This is a genomic window from Marinobacterium litorale DSM 23545, assembly GCF_000428985.1.
Classification (GTDB): Bacteria; Pseudomonadota; Gammaproteobacteria; order Pseudomonadales; family Balneatricaceae; genus Marinobacterium_D; species Marinobacterium_D litorale.
This window is the reverse complement of record NZ_AUAZ01000040.1, coordinates 11,966-30,728: the sequence shown is the minus strand read 5'-3', so window position 1 is coordinate 30,728 and position 18,763 is coordinate 11,966. Positions and strand designations below refer to the sequence as shown.

General features: G+C 57.2%; 16 protein-coding genes and 1 rRNA gene. 8 read left to right on the top strand and 9 right to left on the bottom strand.

The genetic code is table 11. From position 1 onward, the window contains the following. Positions 1 to 127: ribosomal RNA gene (locus G403_RS0118935) — 16S ribosomal RNA — on the bottom strand; the annotation flags it as partial. 482 nt (positions 128 to 609) lie between these two features. Continuing rightward, entirely contained in the window at positions 610 to 1,902 is a 1,293-nt protein-coding gene (tyrS, locus tag G403_RS0118930; RefSeq protein ID WP_027855382.1) for a tyrosine--tRNA ligase, read from the bottom strand. Positions 1,903 to 2,164: 262 nt separating this feature from the next. Between tyrS and G403_RS0118925 the strand changes: the two genes are divergently transcribed. Together G403_RS0118925 and G403_RS0118920 are read left to right on the top strand one after the other, a co-directional pair. Beyond that, positions 2,165 to 3,604 carry an OapA family protein gene (locus G403_RS0118925; protein WP_425411711.1) on the top strand — a complete coding sequence of 480 codons (1,440 nt, stop codon included), beginning with the start codon at positions 2,165 to 2,167 and terminating at the stop codon, positions 3,602 to 3,604. Positions 3,605 to 3,607: 3 nt separating this feature from the next. Beyond that, positions 3,608 to 4,705 carry an anhydro-N-acetylmuramic acid kinase gene (locus G403_RS0118920; RefSeq protein ID WP_027855380.1) on the top strand — a complete coding sequence of 366 codons (1,098 nt, stop codon included), beginning with the start codon at positions 3,608 to 3,610 and terminating at the stop codon, positions 4,703 to 4,705. A 70-nt stretch (positions 4,706 to 4,775) separates the two neighbouring features. On the opposite strand, the gene erpA is transcribed toward G403_RS0118920, so the two are convergent. After that, complete coding sequence (gene erpA / locus G403_RS0118915; protein ID WP_027855379.1) at positions 4,776 to 5,123, bottom strand: iron-sulfur cluster insertion protein ErpA; 348 nt, start codon at positions 5,121 to 5,123, stop codon at positions 4,776 to 4,778. A 61-nt stretch (positions 5,124 to 5,184) separates the two neighbouring features. Then, positions 5,185 to 6,219: an N-acetyl-gamma-glutamyl-phosphate reductase gene (gene argC / locus G403_RS0118910; RefSeq protein ID WP_027855378.1), complete on the bottom strand. Its 1,035-nt coding sequence runs from the start codon at positions 6,217 to 6,219 to the stop codon at positions 5,185 to 5,187. A 150-nt stretch (positions 6,220 to 6,369) separates the two neighbouring features. Between argC and G403_RS0118905 the strand changes: the two genes are divergently transcribed. The 4 genes from G403_RS0118905 to G403_RS24685 are packed head-to-tail and all read left to right on the top strand — an operon-like array spanning position 6,370 to position 10,633. Next, a complete protein-coding gene (locus G403_RS0118905) occupies positions 6,370 to 8,076 on the top strand; it encodes a chloride channel protein (RefSeq protein ID WP_027855377.1) in 1,707 nt (568 codons plus the stop codon). Continuing rightward, positions 8,073 to 8,726, top strand: a complete 654-nt coding sequence (gene thiE, locus G403_RS0118900) for a thiamine phosphate synthase (protein WP_027855376.1) — start codon at positions 8,073 to 8,075, stop codon at positions 8,724 to 8,726. Before G403_RS0118905 ends, thiE begins: the two co-directional genes overlap by 4 nt. Before the next feature lie 12 nt (positions 8,727 to 8,738). After that, positions 8,739 to 10,019, top strand: coding sequence for a glutamate-1-semialdehyde 2,1-aminomutase (gene hemL, locus G403_RS0118895; protein WP_027855375.1), 1,281 nt, complete (start codon positions 8,739 to 8,741; stop codon positions 10,017 to 10,019). Beyond that, the gene (locus G403_RS24685; protein WP_027855374.1) at positions 10,016 to 10,633 is read left to right on the top strand and encodes a hypothetical protein; all 618 of its coding nucleotides are present in this window, start codon (positions 10,016 to 10,018) and stop codon (positions 10,631 to 10,633) included. Before hemL ends, G403_RS24685 begins: the two co-directional genes overlap by 4 nt. On the opposite strand, the gene G403_RS0118885 is transcribed toward G403_RS24685, so the two are convergent. Then, positions 10,627 to 11,211 carry a tetratricopeptide repeat protein gene (locus tag G403_RS0118885; RefSeq protein ID WP_156899741.1) on the bottom strand — a complete coding sequence of 195 codons (585 nt, stop codon included), beginning with the start codon at positions 11,209 to 11,211 and terminating at the stop codon, positions 10,627 to 10,629. The genes G403_RS24685 and G403_RS0118885 overlap by 7 nt on opposite strands. Positions 11,212 to 11,254: 43 nt before the next feature. Then, positions 11,255 to 13,570: a penicillin-binding protein 1B gene (gene mrcB / locus G403_RS0118880; RefSeq protein WP_027855372.1), complete on the bottom strand. Its 2,316-nt coding sequence runs from the start codon at positions 13,568 to 13,570 to the stop codon at positions 11,255 to 11,257. Positions 13,571 to 13,611: 41 nt separating this feature from the next. Between mrcB and G403_RS0118875 the strand changes: the two genes are divergently transcribed. Then, positions 13,612 to 15,138 (top strand): bifunctional aminoglycoside phosphotransferase/ATP-binding protein, encoded by a 1,527-nt coding sequence (locus tag G403_RS0118875; protein WP_027855371.1) that lies wholly within the window; start codon positions 13,612 to 13,614, stop codon positions 15,136 to 15,138. On the opposite strand, the gene G403_RS0118870 is transcribed toward G403_RS0118875, so the two are convergent. Together G403_RS0118870 and G403_RS0118865 are read right to left on the bottom strand one after the other, a co-directional pair. After that, complete coding sequence (locus tag G403_RS0118870) at positions 15,128 to 15,892, bottom strand: heme ABC transporter ATP-binding protein (RefSeq protein ID WP_027855370.1); 765 nt, start codon at positions 15,890 to 15,892, stop codon at positions 15,128 to 15,130. The genes G403_RS0118875 and G403_RS0118870 overlap by 11 nt on opposite strands. Further along, a complete protein-coding gene (locus G403_RS0118865; protein WP_036234615.1) occupies positions 15,885 to 16,922 on the bottom strand; it encodes a FecCD family ABC transporter permease in 1,038 nt (345 codons plus the stop codon). The genes G403_RS0118870 and G403_RS0118865 overlap by 8 nt, the downstream gene beginning before the upstream one ends. 109 nt (positions 16,923 to 17,031) lie before the next feature. Here G403_RS0118865 and G403_RS0118860 point away from each other — a divergent pair, with 109 nt between their 5' ends. After that, entirely contained in the window at positions 17,032 to 17,349 is a 318-nt protein-coding gene (locus tag G403_RS0118860) for a Rieske (2Fe-2S) protein (protein WP_027855368.1), read from the top strand. Here the strand turns inward: G403_RS0118860 and G403_RS0118855 are convergent. Next, entirely contained in the window at positions 17,344 to 18,519 is a 1,176-nt protein-coding gene (locus G403_RS0118855; RefSeq protein ID WP_036234612.1) for a pyridoxal phosphate-dependent aminotransferase, read from the bottom strand. The genes G403_RS0118860 and G403_RS0118855 overlap by 6 nt on opposite strands. Between the last annotated feature and the right edge of the window lie 244 nt (positions 18,520 to 18,763).

Sequence of the window (18,763 nt, the reverse complement as noted above, 5' to 3'; positions counted from 1 at the left end):
TCCTACGCGTTACTCACCCGTCCGCCGCTCGTCAGCGGGGTGCAAGCACCCCCTGCTACCGCTCGACTTGCATGTGTTAGGCCTGCCGCCAGCGTTCAATCTGAGCCATGATCAAACTCTTCAGTTTAAAAGTTTAATTGGAATCTAAAGAGAGGAATTATCTCTTCGCCATCCTGCTCAAGGTATAAACAACGCTAAATGAATTCACATATAGGTTGCTTGTCTTGAGATATAAGCTTTGTGTGCTTAATCCCGACAAGCGCCCACACGAATTACCTGATCGACTTGTTAAAGAGCGTGCTGAGCGACTTATGCTTGCCACCGCAGCGGCTGCATTCGTCATCTCAAGCGAGGCGCGCTTTTTAGCGCCTCATAAGGAGGTGCGTATTCTACCGCCTCCGCCTTCAGTGTCAAGCGTTTATTTCGCTTTTCACTGCGATTTTCGTTTTCTCGAATCAACCAAAAGGCTTAATGATTTCAAGAGGTTAGAAAACCGCCTCGCTGTTCCGTCCGGCTCCCGAAGGGGCTGTCGTCTCAAGCGAGGAGGCGCATTCTACAGAGCTGACTGAGGGAGTCAACAACTCTTTTGAAAAATCTTTTACGGTACTGTTACAGGTAGAAAAGGTGGTGCTTCTTTTTGCCCAGTTTCACCAGGAAGTATTTCCCGAACCGCGCGCTGTTTTCAGAGAACAGCGCTGGCGCCGACATGTTGTCATCCGCTGTGCAGGCCTGATCATTGATAATCACAGCACCACGCGCCAAGGCATCTTTAACCTGTTTGCCGGATGCTGCGACACCCGCTTCAGCCAGCAAAGAGGTCAAAGGCTGCCCTTCAAGCTTTTCGGGAACCTGACTTGCAGGCAGGCCATCTAATTGAAGCTGCTCATAATCGTTCGCGCTCAGGCTGGTGTGATCACCGGAGAACAATGCTTCAGTAATCCGACGAGCAGCCTCCAGAGCTTCATCGCTGTGGACCAGCCGCGTCATCTCTTCCGCCAGGACCCGCTGGGCCTCAGGGCGCCCCTCCCGCGCTTTATCCTGAGCTTCAATTTCATCGATCCGCTCCACATCCAGGAACGTGAAAAACTTTAGGAAGCGATAAACATCAGCATCGGGGGTCTGCAACCAGAACTGGTAGAACGCATACGGTGACGTTTTCTTCGGATCCAGCCAAACAGCTCCGCCTTCTGTCTTACCGAACTTGGTGCCATCCGACTTGGTAATCAAAGGCAACGTCAAGGCATGAGCTGACGCGCCATTCATACGACGAACCAGTTCGATACCGCCCGTAATGTTACCCCACTGATCGGAGCCGCCGATCTGCAGACTACAGCCGTACAGCTCGTTCAGCTTTTGGTAATCGTATGACTGAAGAATCTGATACGTGAACTCGGTGAAAGAGATGCCATCCCCGTCACGCTCGATACGCTGTTTGACTGACTCTTTGGCGATCATCTTATTGACGGAGAAGTGCTTACCGATATCTCGAAGAAAGCTCAACACATCGACATTAGCAGTCCAGTCGTAATTGTTAGCCAGGATCGCACCATCTTCACCGCCAAAATCGATAAACTGGCTGATCTGTCCCTTGAGACAATCACTCCACTGCTGAACGACCTCAGCCGAGTTTAACTGACGCTCCTGTGCCTTAAAGCTGGGATCACCGATTAGACCGGTCGCCCCGCCCACCAGGGCGATCGGACGGTGGCCATAATCCTGAAACCGCTTGAGCATCAGTAGAGGCACCAGATGTCCCAGGTGCAGACTGTCTGCAGTCGGGTCGAAGCCGCAATACAGAGTGATAGCGCCAGACTCCAGGTGCTCCTCCAGCTCCTGTTCATTGGTGGTCTGCGCAATCAGGCCACGCGCTTTTAAATCTTCGATCAGACTCCGCTTACTCATAGCCGCCTTCTTTAGAGATCAGTTCACTATCGGGAAAGTGGCGCATTTTAGCGCCGCCCTTGATCCCAGACAAATCAACCGTTCGATGGGGTTTAAGTTTTTTAATGACTGGCAGATAAATAATATTGGAACTTCTATATAATGGGTGGTCATATCAAGGAAGCTTTCACGCCGCCCGGGGCAACTGCAGACCTGCTATTTCAGTTGTATCGGCAGCCCGACGGCATAATTACGCTACCGCATTATCGATCGAGGTCTTATCGTGTTGCGCAAAGTTTCTAACATTGTATCTGGGTTACCCAAAATTCATCTGGCTGCCGCCACTATCTGCACCGGCATTATTGGTGCCAGTCTTTTGCTCCCCTCTAACGAGGTCGAAGCGACCCGCAGTACTATTAAGTTAATCACGCCGAAGTCAGAGACCACCGTTACATCAGCGGCCGCCAAGGCAGATCAGAACGCCAAACCCGCCGAGTCGTCGACAGAAAACAACCCGGTTGCTCTGACCACCGACGCTCAACAAACAGCCTCCTTTGATTCGACAGGTATGTTGGAGGCCACTGAAGAACAGGAAAGTCTCGCGTCACCCGCTCCTATCATCGAGAACTGGATCGAATACGAAGTGCGTAGCGGTGACAGCCTGTCTACATTATTCAAGCGTGCAGGACTCTCTGCCCGGGATGTCTACCAAGTGAGCCAGGCAACCCAGGAAGCCGGTGTACTAAAACGCCTTTATCCCGGCCAGACGCTCTCCTTCCTGATCGAAGGCGGCGAGATGGAAAAGCTGCGTTTCTCACAGGATCAGCTGAACAGTGTGCAGCTGGAGCGCACCGAGGATGGATATAAGGTTGAGCACATTTCGCTGACGCCTGACGTCGAACAACGGATTGTCAGTGGCAAGATCACGAACTCGCTTTTTCTCGATGCTGAACGCGCGGGCCTGTCCGGCCGCATGATTATGCAAATGGCTCAGATTTTGGGCTGGGATATCGACTTTGCGCTGGATATCCGGAAAAACGATAGCTTCCGAGTGCTTTATGAAGAGAAGTTTCTTGATGGCAAGAAAATAGGCGAAGGCGATGTTTTAGCCGTCGAATTTAAAAACCGGGGGCGCACCGTCCGTGCTCTTCGATTCGTCGACAGTAACGGTGATACGAACTATTACACACCGGAAGGCGAAAGCATGCGCAAGGCATTCCTGCGCTCACCGGTCGACTTCCGCCGCATCAGCTCCTCTTTCAACCCCGAACGCTACCACCCGGTGCTGGGCAAGAAGCGCCCCCATCGCGGGACCGACTACGCAGCCGCGACCGGAACACCGATCAAAGCCGCCGGTGATGGCAAGATTATCTGGCGGGGGACCAAGGGTGGCTACGGCAAGACCATTATTCTGCAGCATGGCGGTAATATAACGACGCTGTATGCGCATATGAACGGTTACAAATCCGGGTTGTCCGCCGGCTCCCGCGTCAAACAAGGTCAGGTGATCGGCTACGTTGGCAAAACCGGCATGGTTACCGGCCCCCACCTGCACTACGAATTCCGCGTGAACGGGGTACACAAAAACCCGGTAACGGTTGCCCTGCCCCATGCTCAGCCTGTTCCCTCCAAAGAACGCGCTGCCTTTACCAAGCAGTCCTCTCAACTGCTGGCGCTACTGGAAGGTGAAACAACCATAGCACTGGCCGATAACGACCGCTGATCCATGGCGCTTTTTATTGGCTTAATGTCCGGCACCAGCATCGACGCGGTCGATGCGGTGCTGGTCAGTTTTACGCCTCACTTCAAGCAGATTTCATCCTACTCCCATCCAATTCCAGACAGCATAAAACAGCGTATTTTCTCGCTGGCCGAGGGCCACGAGGAAAGTATCGATGCGCTCGCGGAACTAGATCGCGACCTGGGAGAACTGTTTGCCGAAGCTTGCCTGGCGCTCATGGAGCACTCCGGCCAGGCTGTTGGCAACATTTCTGCCATCGGTAGTCACGGCCAAACAATCCGCCACCGCCCTGAGCAGAGCTATACGCTGCAAATTGGGGACTCCAGCCGAATCAGTGAACGCACAGGCATTACCACAGTGGCTGACTTCAGACGTCGTGATGTTGCTGCGGGAGGGCAGGGAGCCCCATTAGTGCCCGCATTTCACCAAGGCGTTTTTCACTCCGACAGCGAAGACCGTGTCGTGATCAACATCGGCGGCATGGCCAATCTTACGGGCCTACCCAAAAACAGCGCAGCTCATCTATCCGGATTCGATACCGGCCCCGGCAACGTACTGATGGATGGGTGGATCAAAAGACACCGTGGCTGCGCTTATGATAAGGGCGGGTTATGGGCTCAGCAGGGACAGATTAATACCAGGCTACTTGAGCAACTGCTCAGCGAACCCTTTTTTAAACAATCCCCACCGAAGAGCACCGGGCGTGAGCTGTTTCATCAGGGCTGGTTAGACAACCACCTGCAACAGTTGCCATCCGTCGCTGCCGAAGATGTCCAGGCCACGCTCACCGAATTGACCGCCATATCCATTGCCGAAGCAGTCAAGTCGCTGTCTCTGGACAACCCGGCACTCTATTTATGCGGCGGCGGCGCTTACAATCCGTATCTGAACCAACGCATCCAGGCCCAATTGCCTGCGCTGACAGTCAAAACCACAGCGGCCCTCGGCATAGAGCCGGACTGGGTCGAGGCGGCCGCTTTCGCCTGGCTCGCGAGCATGACTCTGACAGGGCAACCAGGCAACATTGCCTCAGCAACGGGTGCCCGGGGGCCCCGGGTACTGGGTGCCATTTACCCAGCCTAGAGACCATCAAGCCCATAAAAAACCCCGGACAGGAAGACTGGCCGGGGTCTATTCGCCTTAACAGGCCGGTTTAGATCGAGAATGACGAACCGCAACCACAGGTCGTTGTCGCGTTGGGGTTATTGATCACAAACTGTGACCCCTGCAGCCCCTCTTTGTAATCGACCGTGGATCCAGCCAGATACTGGAAACTCATCGGATCAACGAGCAGGGTCACCCCATCCTTGACCACTTCGGTGTCGTCATCAGCCTTCTGCTCATCGAAGGTAAAACCGTAGGAGAAGCCCGCGCAACCGCCCCCGGTGATAAACACCCGAAGCTTCAGGTTATCATTCTGCTCCTCTTCAATCAGGCCTTTGACCTTGGCTGCCGCCGCATCGGTAAACACCAGCGACGCTTCGTCAAATGTCTCACTCATACCTTGTAGAACCCTCCAATAGAGACTGGATTCTCACTTAACCAACCTTTTCTGTCAAGAATTAAGGCATCAACCCAACACTGCCAAGCCCTGACGTTTCATCAAAGCCAAACATGATGTTCATAACCTGCACTGCCTGCCCCGAAGCCCCTTTGACCAGGTTATCGATGACAGAAAGCACCACGACAGTTTCGTCATCCTGCGGACGATGGACGCTGATACGGCATACGTTGGAACCGCGCACGCTACGTGTTTCCGGGTGACTGCCAAACGGCATTACGTCAACGAAAGGCTCGTTGGCGAATCGTTCTTCGAACAGCTCTTGCAGACCCGGGTCCACAGGATCTTTCAGTGTGGAATAAAGGGTCGCGTGGATCCCCCGAATCATCGGCATCAGGTGAGGAACAAAGGTGAGTCCCACTTCACGTCCCGCCGCACGACTGAGCCCCTGACGAATTTCCGGTAAATGACGATGCCCCGAAGCACCATAGGCTTTAACACTCTCACTGGCCTCGCACAGCAGCGTACCCACATTGGCACCGCGACCTGCTCCGCTCGCACCGGACTTACAGTCGGCAATCAGACGGCGATGATCGACCAATCCTTTTTCCAACAACGGCAGATAACCCAGCTGCGCAGCGGTCGGATAACAACCGGCACAGGCCACAAGCTGCGCGCCCGCGATCGCCTCCCGGTTAACTTCAGGCAAACCGTAGACCGCTTTCTCTACCAGGTCGGGACAGGTATGGCTCAGGCCGTACCATTTTTCCCACAATGGAACATCCTTGATGCGGAAGTCCGCCCCCAGATCGATAACCCGCACGCCACGTGCGACCAACTCAGGCGCCATCGACATGGCCACACCGTGAGGCGTTGCAAAGAAAACCACATCACATGCACTCAGACGCTCAACATCAGGAACCGTAAAAGCCAGGTCATAATGCCCCCTCAGGTTGGGAAACATATCCGCCACGCGGATCCCTTCCTCGGATCGGGAGGTAATCACATCAACCTGGACTTCGGGGTGATTCGCCAACACTCTTAACAGCTCAACCCCGGTATACCCTGTACCGCCAACAATACCTACCCTGATCACAACAACCTCTCATACGCTTCTAAGAACTGTTAACCTTATACGGGGCGTACCTGAACCGCCGATGTTTACGGCAACTCCAGCGCCGCCCCACCGCTATCATACTGACCCATAGAATTATTGACCATCAGCTACAGATCGAGACGTGCGCCAATGCCCTCTCTGGATAATTTTAGACAACGGCTCTACTATTTCGAGGCACTCCCTCAGCTCGTTGTTCTGGGCATATTATCGGGCCTGGTGACCGGCGGCGTTATCATTCTGTTCCGGCTGGCCATCGAGCTACCCCAGCAATGGCTTCTACCCACCGGCATCATTGAGCACTTTGAATCACTTCCCCTGTGGCAGCGATTTCTGTATCCGGTACTGGGCAGCCTGCTTTTGATCATGCTGTTCAAACTTCTCCCACGCAGCTCCCGCAGCGTTGGCATCCCCCACCTTCTGGAGCGACTTAACTATCATCAGGGCCGTCTGTCACCGGTCAACCTGGTTACCCAATTTATAGCCGGAGCCATCGCACTCGGAAGCGGGCACAGTGTTGGCCGAGAGGGCCCCGCTGTCTATCTCGGGGCCAGCGCCAGCAGCGTAATAGGCCAATTACTCAAGCTCCCCAATAACACACTGCGAATTCTGATCGGATGTGGCAGTGCAGCAGCGATCGCAGCTGTGTTCAACACCCCCCTGGCCGGCGTTATTTTCGCCATGGAAGTGATCCTGCTCGAGTACAGTATTCTTGGATTTATCCCGGTCATGGTCGCGGCGGTCGTCGGTGACGTGGTGATTCAGCTTACACTGGGACGGGTCGCCGATCTTGCGCTACCCGGCCTGCCGCAAGATGTGCTTCCGGACCTGCCGATGCTGCTTGTACTGGGCCTGATGATCGGCGTTGTAGCAGCGGCCTTTATCAGCACGCTCCAACAAACCCTGAAACTGCGGTCCCTGCCCCTCCCGGCCAGGCTACTACTGGCCGGGTTAATCGCGGGGACGATATCGCTTGCCATACCGGAGGTGATGGGTACCGGCTATGACAGTATCGAAGGGCTGTTTCACTCCCCCTCGACGCTGGGTATGCTTTTACTGCTGCTGATATGCAAAACCATGCTCACACCGTTTGTGATCGGACTGGGCGTACCCGGCGGCATCATAGGTCCTTCACTGGTGATTGGCGCTATCGCCGGGGCCCTGCTGGCCGGCCTGGGGCAGCACCTTAACCTGCCGACCTCCACCGACCTGTTTGCCATTATCGGCATGGGCGCGATGATGGGTGCCGTACTCAACGCCCCTCTGGCGGCCTTGATCGCATTACTGGAACTCACCGATAACTCAACCATCATACTCCCCGGAATGCTGGCCATTGTGGTCAGCAATCTGACTCTGCGCTCGGTGTTCAAGCTGCCCTCCGCGTTTCAGGCCACTCTGGTGGCACAAGGCCTTGATATCCGGCAGACACCGATGGCACAAACGCTATCGCGAGCTGCGGTGGGGAGCTTGATGGAACGCGACTTCACGCCCCTCTCAGCGGTTCAACCCCGTGAAACGCTAAAAACCATTGCCGAAAACCGTCCCCGCTGGCTATTGATCGAGCAAGAGCGTGACTGGACACTGATGCCCTGCGGTGAGCTTATACGTCACCTGGAAACCCAGTCAGGCTCGGAACACGCCGTAAACCTTCTGCAAATTCCGGCCAACCGCCTGCATGCAACCCCGGTCTATTCTCGGGCAACCCTGCTGGAGGCCTGGCAAAAAATGGAAAGCGAAGGTATTTCCGCACTGTTGGTTGTCAGCAACCGTGAGACCCCGCTGGGGGTAATCAGCCGCAACCAGATCGAAGAGTATTACAATCACAAGCAGGCCCTATGACAGACCCTCGTCTTCACGGCGTTTATGCCATTACCGACGCCAAACTGATGTCGACCACTGACCAGCTGCTCACTCAGGTCGAGTTAGCCCTGCGCGGCGGCGTTCGCCTGGTTCAGTACCGGGACAAATCCGATGATAGAGTAAAACGCTACGCCCAGGCTCAAGCACTGAACGCATTGTGCCAGCACTACTCAATTCCGCTTCTGATCAATGATGATATTGAGCTTGCACGGCTGGTTGGTGCTGCGGGCGTTCACCTGGGACAGTCAGACGGTACCCTGACAGAAGCCCGCTCGGCACTTGGCGAGGATGCGTTGATCGGCATCACCTGCCACGACCAGATCCAACTGGCGCACACAGCCGTCGCAGGCGGAGCAAACTACGTGGCATTCGGTGCGTTTTTTCCCTCATCGACCAAACCCAATGCTATCCGTGCCCCATTAAGCCTGCTGAGTATGGCCCGCGAGCAATTGGACTGCCCCATAGTAGCGATCGGTGGCATCAGTGTGGATAATGCCTGCCAGGTCATCAGCGCAGGTGCCGATATGATCGCCGTGGTCAACGCGCTATTTACGCCGGGCGAAACAGAATCCCGGGCAGCGTCACTATCGCACCTGTTTTCAGAGTCACCCGATTCACCCGTTCAATAGAGGAAAGCTTAAATGTCAGGTTCCGAAGCTCTGTTTAAAGCAGCCCAGGTCCATATCCCCGGCGGCGTCAACTCACCGGTTCGTGCCTTCAAGGGCGTAGGCGGAACACCGGTTTTCTTCAAGCGCGGTGAAGGGGCTTACCTCTTTGATGAGGACGACAAGCGCTACATCGATTACGTGGGCTCCTGGGGACCCATGATCCTTGGGCACAGCTACGCCCCAGTCATTGACGCAGTGCGCCAGGCGCTGGATAACGGTCTGGGCTTCGGCGCACCAACCGCCATCGAGACCGAGATGGCGGACAAGGTCTGTGACCTGGTTCCCTCCATGGAGATGGTGCGCATGGTCAGCTCCGGCACGGAAGCGACCATGAGCGCGATCCGCCTGGCGCGGGGCTATACCGGGCGCGACAAAATCGTCAAATTCGAAGGCTGCTACCACGGTCACTCCGATTCCTTGTTGGTGAAGGCAGGCTCCGGCGCACTGACGCTGGGCGAACCCAACTCTCCCGGGGTCCCGGCGTCACTGGCCGAGCACACCCTGACGCTGGAGTTCAACAATCTGGACAACGTGCGTGAGGCGTTTGCCGAAGTGGGTGAGCAGATCGCTTGTATCATCGTTGAGCCGGTGGCCGGCAATATGAACTGCATTCCCCCGGCGCCCGGCTTTCTCGAAGGTCTGCGAGAGATTTGTGACCAGTACGGTACGGTGCTGATCTTTGACGAAGTGATGACTGGTTTCCGTGTAGCCCTCGGTGGCGCCCAGGCGCTGTACAACGTTACTCCGGACCTGACCACGCTGGGTAAGGTGATCGGCGGGGGACTGCCCGTGGGTGCTTTCGGCGGCAAAACTGAAATCATGTCCCATATTGCCCCCTTAGGGCCGGTGTATCAGGCCGGCACACTGTCCGGCAACCCGCTGGCGATGGCTGCAGGCCTGGCGATGCTGAATGCACTGTGCGAAGGTGATGTGCATGAGTCGCTCAGCGCCAAAACCGAATACCTGACCGAGGGCCTGAAAGTTGTCGCGGCTCGCCACGACATCCCATTCACAACCAGCGCTGTTGGTGGCATGTTTGGCCTGTTCTTCAGTGAGCAGAGTGAGATCCGTCGTTTCAGCGACGCGACCGCCTGTGATACGGAGCGCTTCGGTCGCTTCTTCCACGCCATGCTGGATCAGGGCATCTATCTCGCCCCCTCCGCGTTTGAAGCCGGGTTCATTTCAGACGCCCACACGGAAGCAGATCTGGATGCTACGATTGCCGCGGCCGACAAGGCGTTTGCCACACTGTGATAGCTCTGCTTAATCATCTGGGTGGGCTGATGCTGGCTCTGGTCGCCGGCTTCAGCGCCGCCTGGGCGTTCCAGCGACGCGCTGACATACCCCATGCCTCGTCCTGGCTTTCTGCCTGGGCGCTGAGCATGCTGTTTGTCGCGCTGGCGAGTATTGCCAACCTGCTACCCGAGCCCGGGGGTGACCTTCAGGTTATCAAGCGAATGGTTGATAACCTGGCTCTGTTTGTCGCTTTACCCTTTCTCGGCGTCTCGATCCCGGCACTGGCCAAGCGTTGCTTCTGGTCATCCGGTGGCTGGGGTCGATTGCTGCTGGGCCTGTTTGCGGGTTTCGAACTGACCCGTCAACTGGGTCACGGCGAGACCTACCTGCTGATATTGGCCGCGTGCTGTACCGTGCTTCTGATCGCGGGGTCGCTGCTGATGCAAACCCGTCAGGCCCAGGGTCTGGGACTGCTTTCCGGCATTTTTGCAGCGACCGCATTTAGCCTGGCCAGCCCGTTCGCGCCCTTCGAGTACTCTCAGAGCGCGCTGTTCGGGCTGGTCACGGCAACCCTGGCACTGGTCAGCCTGGCCGTGCGTACCGAGCTGAGCCAGGTTAAAGCCTCTCAGTAACGCGAGGCCTCACGTTGTGCGGCCTTGGCACCTTCCGGATTACCGGCGTCGCTTCGGATCAGCGCCAGCAGACTCCATAACCGCCGCAATGCAGCCGCTTGTCCCGTTGCCACATCAACCCCCTTCAGTGCCACCTGCTCAGCTTGCAGGAACTGTCCCATCCGGCGTTGCACATCCGCTAACTGGTAGTAAACCTGCGGATCACGCGGCGCTATACGTAGCGCCCGTTCCAGTCGGTTCTGAGCAGCCCGCAGATCACCGCTGCGGGTATCAACCTGCGCACCGTCCAGCAACGCCACAACGGCCGCGTTTTGCGGCAGCGCCTCAGACTGGGGGGTGGTCGGAGGTACTACCGCTTCCTCTACCTGCTCGGCGTCCTCACGTTGCGGACGAAATACGGGTACCTCTTCCACCGGCTGCACCGTCACCCCTGGCGAGGGCTCTACCGCTTGTACGCTACCCGGACCCGATGGCGCCGAGCCCCCACTTCTGTCCTCTACCGGCGTTCGATAGGGATTGGGCCCGGCACAGCCGGCTATCACGAGGGTGACGCCCAGCAATTGCATAACTCGTTTCATCTGTTTCCCTGCCACATTTAATCAGCCCCCCAAGGGCTACCCCTCACTGAAACCAGCCTCTGAACCAATCCAGAGGCGAGCGACCACCACGGGCTTGTCCACAGTCTACACTCGCCTGCGGTGTACTTCCTTCTATAAACGGTAGCTGCCTGGAACCTTCACAGCGCTCATCCGACAGCCGCCCCGTGGCCTCATCAATCCACGCATACTCGACACCCTCGGGGCGTCGGGCGAAAAACGGTTCCGGGTTTTCACGACGCATATATTCAGTCCAGAGCCGCAACGCCCCACCGGATCCCGTAAACGGCAGGCTGGCATTATCATCCCGGCCGATCCAGACAACGGCGAGGCGGTTCCCGGTAAACCCGGCAAACCAGCTATCACGCTGTTCATTTGATGTTCCCGTTTTGCCCGCCACATTCAGATTTTGCGGTAATTGAGAGTAGACGTAACGGGCCGTCCCCTCCCGCGCCACCTCCTGCATCGCATACTGGATCAGATGCACCTGTGCCGGATCCACCGTCTGCTTGAGCTGGAACGGGTATCGAGACAGCTCCTGCCCCTGGGCATCGGTGACGGAACGAATCGCCCGGAGCGGGACCCGAAAGCCGTTCGCGGCCAGGGTCTGGTAGACCGAAGCCACCTCGAGCGGCGACAGCCCCTGCGCCCCAAGCAAAAGTGACGGGTAAGGCTTGAGCTCCCGTTCGACGCCAAGCCGTTCCAGCGTGTCGATCACACGCTCCACCCCGACCTCCAGGCCCAGCCGTGCCGTGGATTGGTTATAGGAATGCGAGAGCGCCCGGTGCAGCGGCACCTCACCATGGCTTTTATGGTCAAAATTATCCGGCGACCAGACATCGCCATTCGGCAATTTAAGCTCAAACGGCTCATCCTGAATCCGGCTGGCGAGAGTGTAGCCCTGCTCGAGTGCTGTCAGATACACCGCCGGTTTAACCAGAGAGCCGATAGGCCTGCGCGCATCCAGCGCCCGGTTGAACCCCTGGTAGCGCGCATCGCGTCCGCCAATGACCGCCAGGACCTCGCCAGTCTGGGGGTCGGCTACGACCATGCTGCTTTCCAGCCCGGATGCTTTGGTACCAAAACGCTGTTCCAGCTGTTTCAGCGTTTGATTCTGTGCGCCCTCCGCCCTTGCCTGGACCAGAGGGTCCAGCGCTGTAAAGACCCGCAACCCCTCAGAACTCAAATCCTGCTCGCGATACTCCTCACGCAACTGCCGCTTAACCACGTCGAGATACGCAGGGTAAGCGCCTTTATGCAACCCACGCTTCTCAACAACGCCCAGCGGCTGGTCGACGGCCTGCCGATACTGAACCTCAGCGATCCGCCCCTGATCAAACAACAACTTAAGCACCAGATCACGTCGCGCCTTGGCCCGCTCCGGGTGACGCCGGGGGTCGTAATAAGAGGGCCCTTTCACAAGGCCTGCCAGCAGCGCGACCTGCGAGAGACTGAGCTCACCCACCGGACGACCGAAATAATACTGGCTCCCCATCCCGAAACCATGGATAGCCCGGGCACCGAACTGCCCCAGATAGACTTCGTTCAGATAGGCTTCGAGAATCTCATCCTTGCTGTAGTGCAGATCCAGCAGCATCGCCATGGGCATTTCCAGCAGCTTGCGCGCCAGGGTTCGATCGGCGGTGAGATAAAAATTCTTGATCAGCTGCTGGGTCAGGGTACTCCCACCCTGTACGAAGCGTCCGGCCCGGATATTCACCCACATGGCCCGCGCAATCCCTTTCAGCGAGATGCCATAGTGGCTGTAGTAATTTCGATCCTCCACTGCAATCAAAGCCGCCGGCAACAGGGGTGGAGCATCCTCCAGACGGATCAGATCGCGGTCTTCGTTATCCTGAGGGTAGATCCCGCCAATCAGAATTGGCTCCAGCCTCACCAGCGACAGCGCGCCACTCTGGGCCGAGTCGATCGAACGCAACCGCCCCTGATCAAAACGCAATGTCATGCGCCGGGAAGGCTCCGCTCCGTCCGGGAATGGAAAACCACGACTCACCAGCTCTATTCGATTGCCGGACCGACTCAGGGTACCGGCGCGACTGACACTCTGCACCGCCTGATACCCCAGCCCCTTCAACTCCAGCTGCAGATCATCGGCACTGAGCTGCTGGCCCGGATACAACTCCAGGGGGCGTGCATAAACCTTGGCGGGCAGCGCCCAGCGTTTACCTTCAAACTTTTCCCGCACCTGCGCATCAAGATAAACCAGCCCGGCACCACCGATCACGATGGCAACCAGTGACAGTTTTAATATCAGTCTCAGCACCGCACGCTTCCAGGAACGTCGCCCGGTTTTTTTACCACTGTTTCGCTTTTTACTCATGGAGTCACTATTAACCGGCATTTCGCTGTAGAATGCGCGACATGGTACCAGAACTGATCAACTCCTTGCGCCTGCCCGAGCACTATCCCCATCCGGTCGACGAGATCGAGGTGATAGAGACGCATATCTCCTGGCTGCTGCTGACCGGTGACTACGCATACAAAATCAAGAAGCCGGTCAACTTCGGATTCCTCGACTTCACGACCCTGGAACAGCGGCGTTATTGTTGCGATGAAGAGCTGCGTCTGAACCAGCGCCTGGCGCCGGATATTTATGAAGCGGTGATCCCGATCAGCGGCAGCGAAGCGGACCCGCGCCTTGGCGATGACAGCGCACCCATCGAATATGCCGTGCGCATGCGTCAGTTTGAAAGCGGGAAGCGGCTCGACCAGCTGCTCCAGCAACACCGGTTTGAGGCCCAGTGGATCGATCTGCTCGCCGCACAGATCGCGGATTTTCATCAGCGCATCCCGATGGTTGCCCAGGACAGTCCCTGGGGCGAGGCCGAAACGATCAGCGCAGTGGTTTTCGACAACTACAGCCATCTGACTGAAAAGCTGGACAACCCGGCGGACATCGAACTCCTTGAACGTCTGGAAGCCCACACGCGATCCGAGTTCGAGCGCCTGCGCCCCACCCTGGCCGCCCGCAAACAGGCAGGACATATCCGTGAATGCCACGGCGACCTGCATTTAGGCAACATCACGCTGTTCCACGGCGAGCTTCGACTCTTCGATTGCATCGAGTTTAATCTGCAGTTCCGCTGGATCGACACCATCTGTGATCTCGCCTTCCTGCTGATGGACCTGGAAGCCAACAAACAGTTCCGCTGGGCAAACCGCTGCCTGAACCGTTACCTGGAACTGACCGGCGACTACGAGAGTCTTGAGCTACTCAATTTCTACAAGGCATACCGAAGCATGGTCAGAGCCAAGGTCGCCATGCTGGGCGAGCATCCGGATCTGGAGACCTTTCGTCACTATCTGAACTTGACCGCTCACTACTGCCAGGAACACAAACCCTTCCTGCTACTGATGCACGGCGTCAGCGGCACCGGGAAAAGCTACCTGAGCGAGCGCCTGTTTGAAGCCATGGGCGCGATCCGTATTCGCTCCGATGTGGAGCGTAAACGGATATACCGTGAAGCATCCCGGCGGGAAGAGCTGGACCTCTACGGCCCGGATATGAACCTGCGCACCTTCAACCGCGCCCTGGATGCCACCAGCAGCATGCTCAGAGCGGGCATCAGCGTCGTGGTCGACGCGACCTTCATCCGCCTTCGTACCCGAACCCTGTATCGACAGCTGGCGGAGAAAGAGGGAGTCCCCGTACGCATTATCAGCTGTCACTGTGACCAGAACCTGATTGAGGCCCGTCTCAAAAGAAGGACCGAGGAGGGCCTGGATCCTTCGGATGCCGATGTTACGGTCATGAAACGTCAGCTGGAGTTGCTTCACCCTCTCACCGAAGAGGAACAGCTACTCACGCTGGAAGTGGACACCCGGGATGATGAAGCGATCGAGCAGCTTCTAGCCCAACTTCGCGGCCACAATCTGATCAGCGACTGAGACTGTGAAAAACCGGGAGCCCCTCGGGGCTCCACAGGCACTGAACATCCACATTGAACAACCGCGACAGGCGGTGCGGTTGCATCACATCACCCACCTCACCGGAGCTGATTACCTGCCCGGCCTGCATCAGGATGACGTGGTCGGCGTAACGCGCCGCCAGATTAAGATCATGCAGAATCGCCATCACTGCATAACCCTCTTTCGCCAGATCACGCAGATAACTCAAAGCCTGGTGCTGATGTTTCAGATCCAGAGCCGATACCGGCTCATCCAGCAGAATCACGCCGGTTTCGACGCCGCGCTGCACCAACACGCGGCCCAGCTGCACACGCTGCGCCTCACCGCCGGACAATGTCAGATAGTTGCGCTCCAGTAATGCTTCAATATCCAATGACCGGGCCACGGCGGAAATACGCTGTTCCAACCGAGGAGCAGACAGGTTCAGAGGCTGCCCACCCATGGCGATTACCTCCCGGGCGGAAAATGCAAACTCCAGAGGCTGCTGCTGAAGCAGAACCGTCAACCGGCGCGCACGCTCTACCAGCGGCAGCTTCGCCAACGCCGTACCGTCGAGAGCCACCTCTCCGGCGCTGGGGGTCAACAGACCACAAAGCAACGAAAGTAACGTCGATTTACCGGCGCCATTAGGCCCCAGCAACACGGAAACCGTCCCCGCAGGCAATTCAAGATCACCACACAACAGCGCTTGCCGCCCCGGCGCTGCGTATTCCAATGCGCTGGCCTTAAGCACGGCCACCTCCGAAGGCACGTCCCCGGGTCAGGAGCAGCAAAAAAAAGGGGCCACCCACCAACGCGGTCAGTATCCCGACCGGCAACTGAGCCGGACTGATCAGTACGCGGGACAGCAGATCAGCCAACGCCATAAACAAAGCGCCAAAGATAATTGAGTGCGGCAACAGATACCGGTTATCCGGACCACATAGAAGACGCACAAGATGGGGCACAATCAAACCCACAAACCCTACCAGCCCGACAAAGGCCACGGCACAGCCGACCCCGAGAGCACAGAGAAGGACCAGCCGGCGCTGCAGTGCCTGGACATCCACCCCCACCAGTTGCGCCTGAGATACGCCAAGCAACAACAGATTCAACTCCCGCCCCTCCCGACAAAGCAGCATCAGGACAGGAAACCCGACCACAATCAGCACAATAATCGGCAGCCACCCCTGACTGGTAAGGTTACCCAATAACCAAAAGCTGGCCTGACGCAGCGCTACGTCATCGGACAGGTACTTCAGTGCGCCGATACCCGCCCCGGCGATCGCATTTACCGCCATCCCGGTCAGCAACAGCGTGGTCACCGAGATACCTGAAAACGTCCGGGACAGACGGACAACCAGTACCGTCACCAGCAACCCACCGACAAATGCTGCCGCCGGCAGCAGTAACTTCATCACCCCAGGCTCAAGCACAGCCCCCGCCACGACCATCAGCGTCACACTGGCCAACGCGGCACCGGCGGACACACCGATGAGCGACGGGTCAGCCAGCGGGTTGCGGAACAGGCCTTGGGCGGCGGCACCGGTTCCCCCCAGCAGCGCGCCCACCAGCAGCGCAGTCAGCAGATGAGGGAGCCGTAGCTGATACAACACCCGTCCCCCATCGCTCTGCGGATCTACCCAATCACTCGGCGAGAGATCAAACACGCCCACGCTCAGGCTGACAGAACAGACAACCGCGAGCCCCAGGATAACCGCACCGCGAAACAGGACCGGGGAGTGACGGAACGGGGGCGACACACCCTCCGGTACGTTCAGCATGAAAAACAGCCTCGCATTATTCGACTTGCCTGCACTAGAAAAGAAGTAAGCGCCCTATGACAATCAACAGGTATCATAGCGGCAATTGAACCCCGCTTGAGGAGACATGATGATAGACCTTTGCAGGTTTGACGACATCCCCGAGGGCGAAGCTCGAGGATTTGAGGTTGGTGAGCAAGCCGTCCTGATTATCCGCCGCCAGGGGCAGCTGTATGCGTATCACAACCACTGCCCTCACCGTGGCATTCGGCTCGAATGGCAACCTGACCAGTTTCTCGATTATGAAAAGCAGTACATTCAGTGCGCCACCCACGGAGCCCTGTTCACCATCGAGCAGGGCGAGTGCATCGCAGGCCCCTGCCCCGGAGAACAACTGGACCCGGTCAGGGTGTGCACCGAGGGCGACCGGATCCTGATCAGCTTATGATCCGTAGCGCTGGGCACGGCGAGCAAGACGTTCCAGCGCCAACTCAATCCGATCCAGGCCGGTGGTATAGGAAAAGCGCACATACTTGTTTGCGTCAAAGCGGGAGAAATCTGCACCGGGTGTCGCGGCGACTTTATCCTCCTCCAGCAGCGACCAGCACCAGTCGAAACTGTTGTCGGTCAACGCACTTGCATCAGCATACACATAAAACGCCCCCTGAGGCGGCGTATCGATCACAAATCCCAGTTCCCGAAGTCCGCCCACCAACAGATCACGGCGCTCCTGAAAAGCACGACGCCGGCTTTCAAACAGCTGGATCGACTCCGGTTCGAAGGCGGCCAAGGCCGCGTATTGCGACAGTGTCGGCGGCGAAATGAAAAGATTCTGGGCGATTTTCTCCATCTCGGCGATCGCATCCGCCGGTGCCACCAGCCAACCCAGGCGCCAGCCCGTCATGCCGAAATATTTGGAGAAGCTATTGAGCACCACAACCTGGTCATCCTCTGCCAGTGCGCTCTGAGCATCAAACCCATAGGTCAGGCCGTGGTAGAGTTCATCAACGATCAGCTCGCCTCCGAGCTCCCGCACCGTGGCTGCGATCCGCGACATCTCCTCCGGGGGAACGACCGCCCCGGTTGGATTGGCCGGCGACGCCAACAATACGCCAGCCGTATCTTCCGCCCAATGGGTTCTGACAAGCTCAGCCGTCAACTGAAAATTAGTAGAGGCATCCACCCTCACGCGCTGGGCGCCGGCTTCAACCAGACGTAAGAACTGAGGGTTACAGGGATAACCCGGGTCAGCCATCATAAAGCGCTGCCCCTTTTCGGCCAGCAGGGAAAATGCCAGCAAAAGGCCGCCGGAGGCGCCCGGAGTCACCAGCACCCGCTCCGGTCCCAGCTCGATGCCGTAACGCTCCTGGTAAAAGCGGGCAATACGCTCACGCAGCGGAGCAATGCCTCCGGCAGGGGTATACTGGATCGCTTTGGTCTGGATCGCTTCAACGGCAGCACGCTTGATTGCCGGTGCCGTTTCGAAGTCCGGTTCTCCCGCTTCCATATGGACCACGTCCTGACCCAGATCATCCAGCTCACGCGCTCGCTTGAGCAGATCCATCACCTTAAAAGAGTCGATAGCACGTGCTCGAGCTGTCCACTTTTCCGCTGTCACCACTTTTCTCCTACCTGTTAGTTACGACCAAGGATTATAGCCACCAACCAACAACACAATTAATCACTAACCAGAAAACATAAGCCCGCACAATAAACTATGATTTTCACGAAACCCAATTAATTTAACGCCCAAATAATCTCTATTCTGTTATCACCATAACGAAACTAAGCAAAACGCCAGAACAGGTCTAGCCTAAAGGGAAGGCTTCTGGTAATTTCACCGGCTTTTGAGACACCACCGG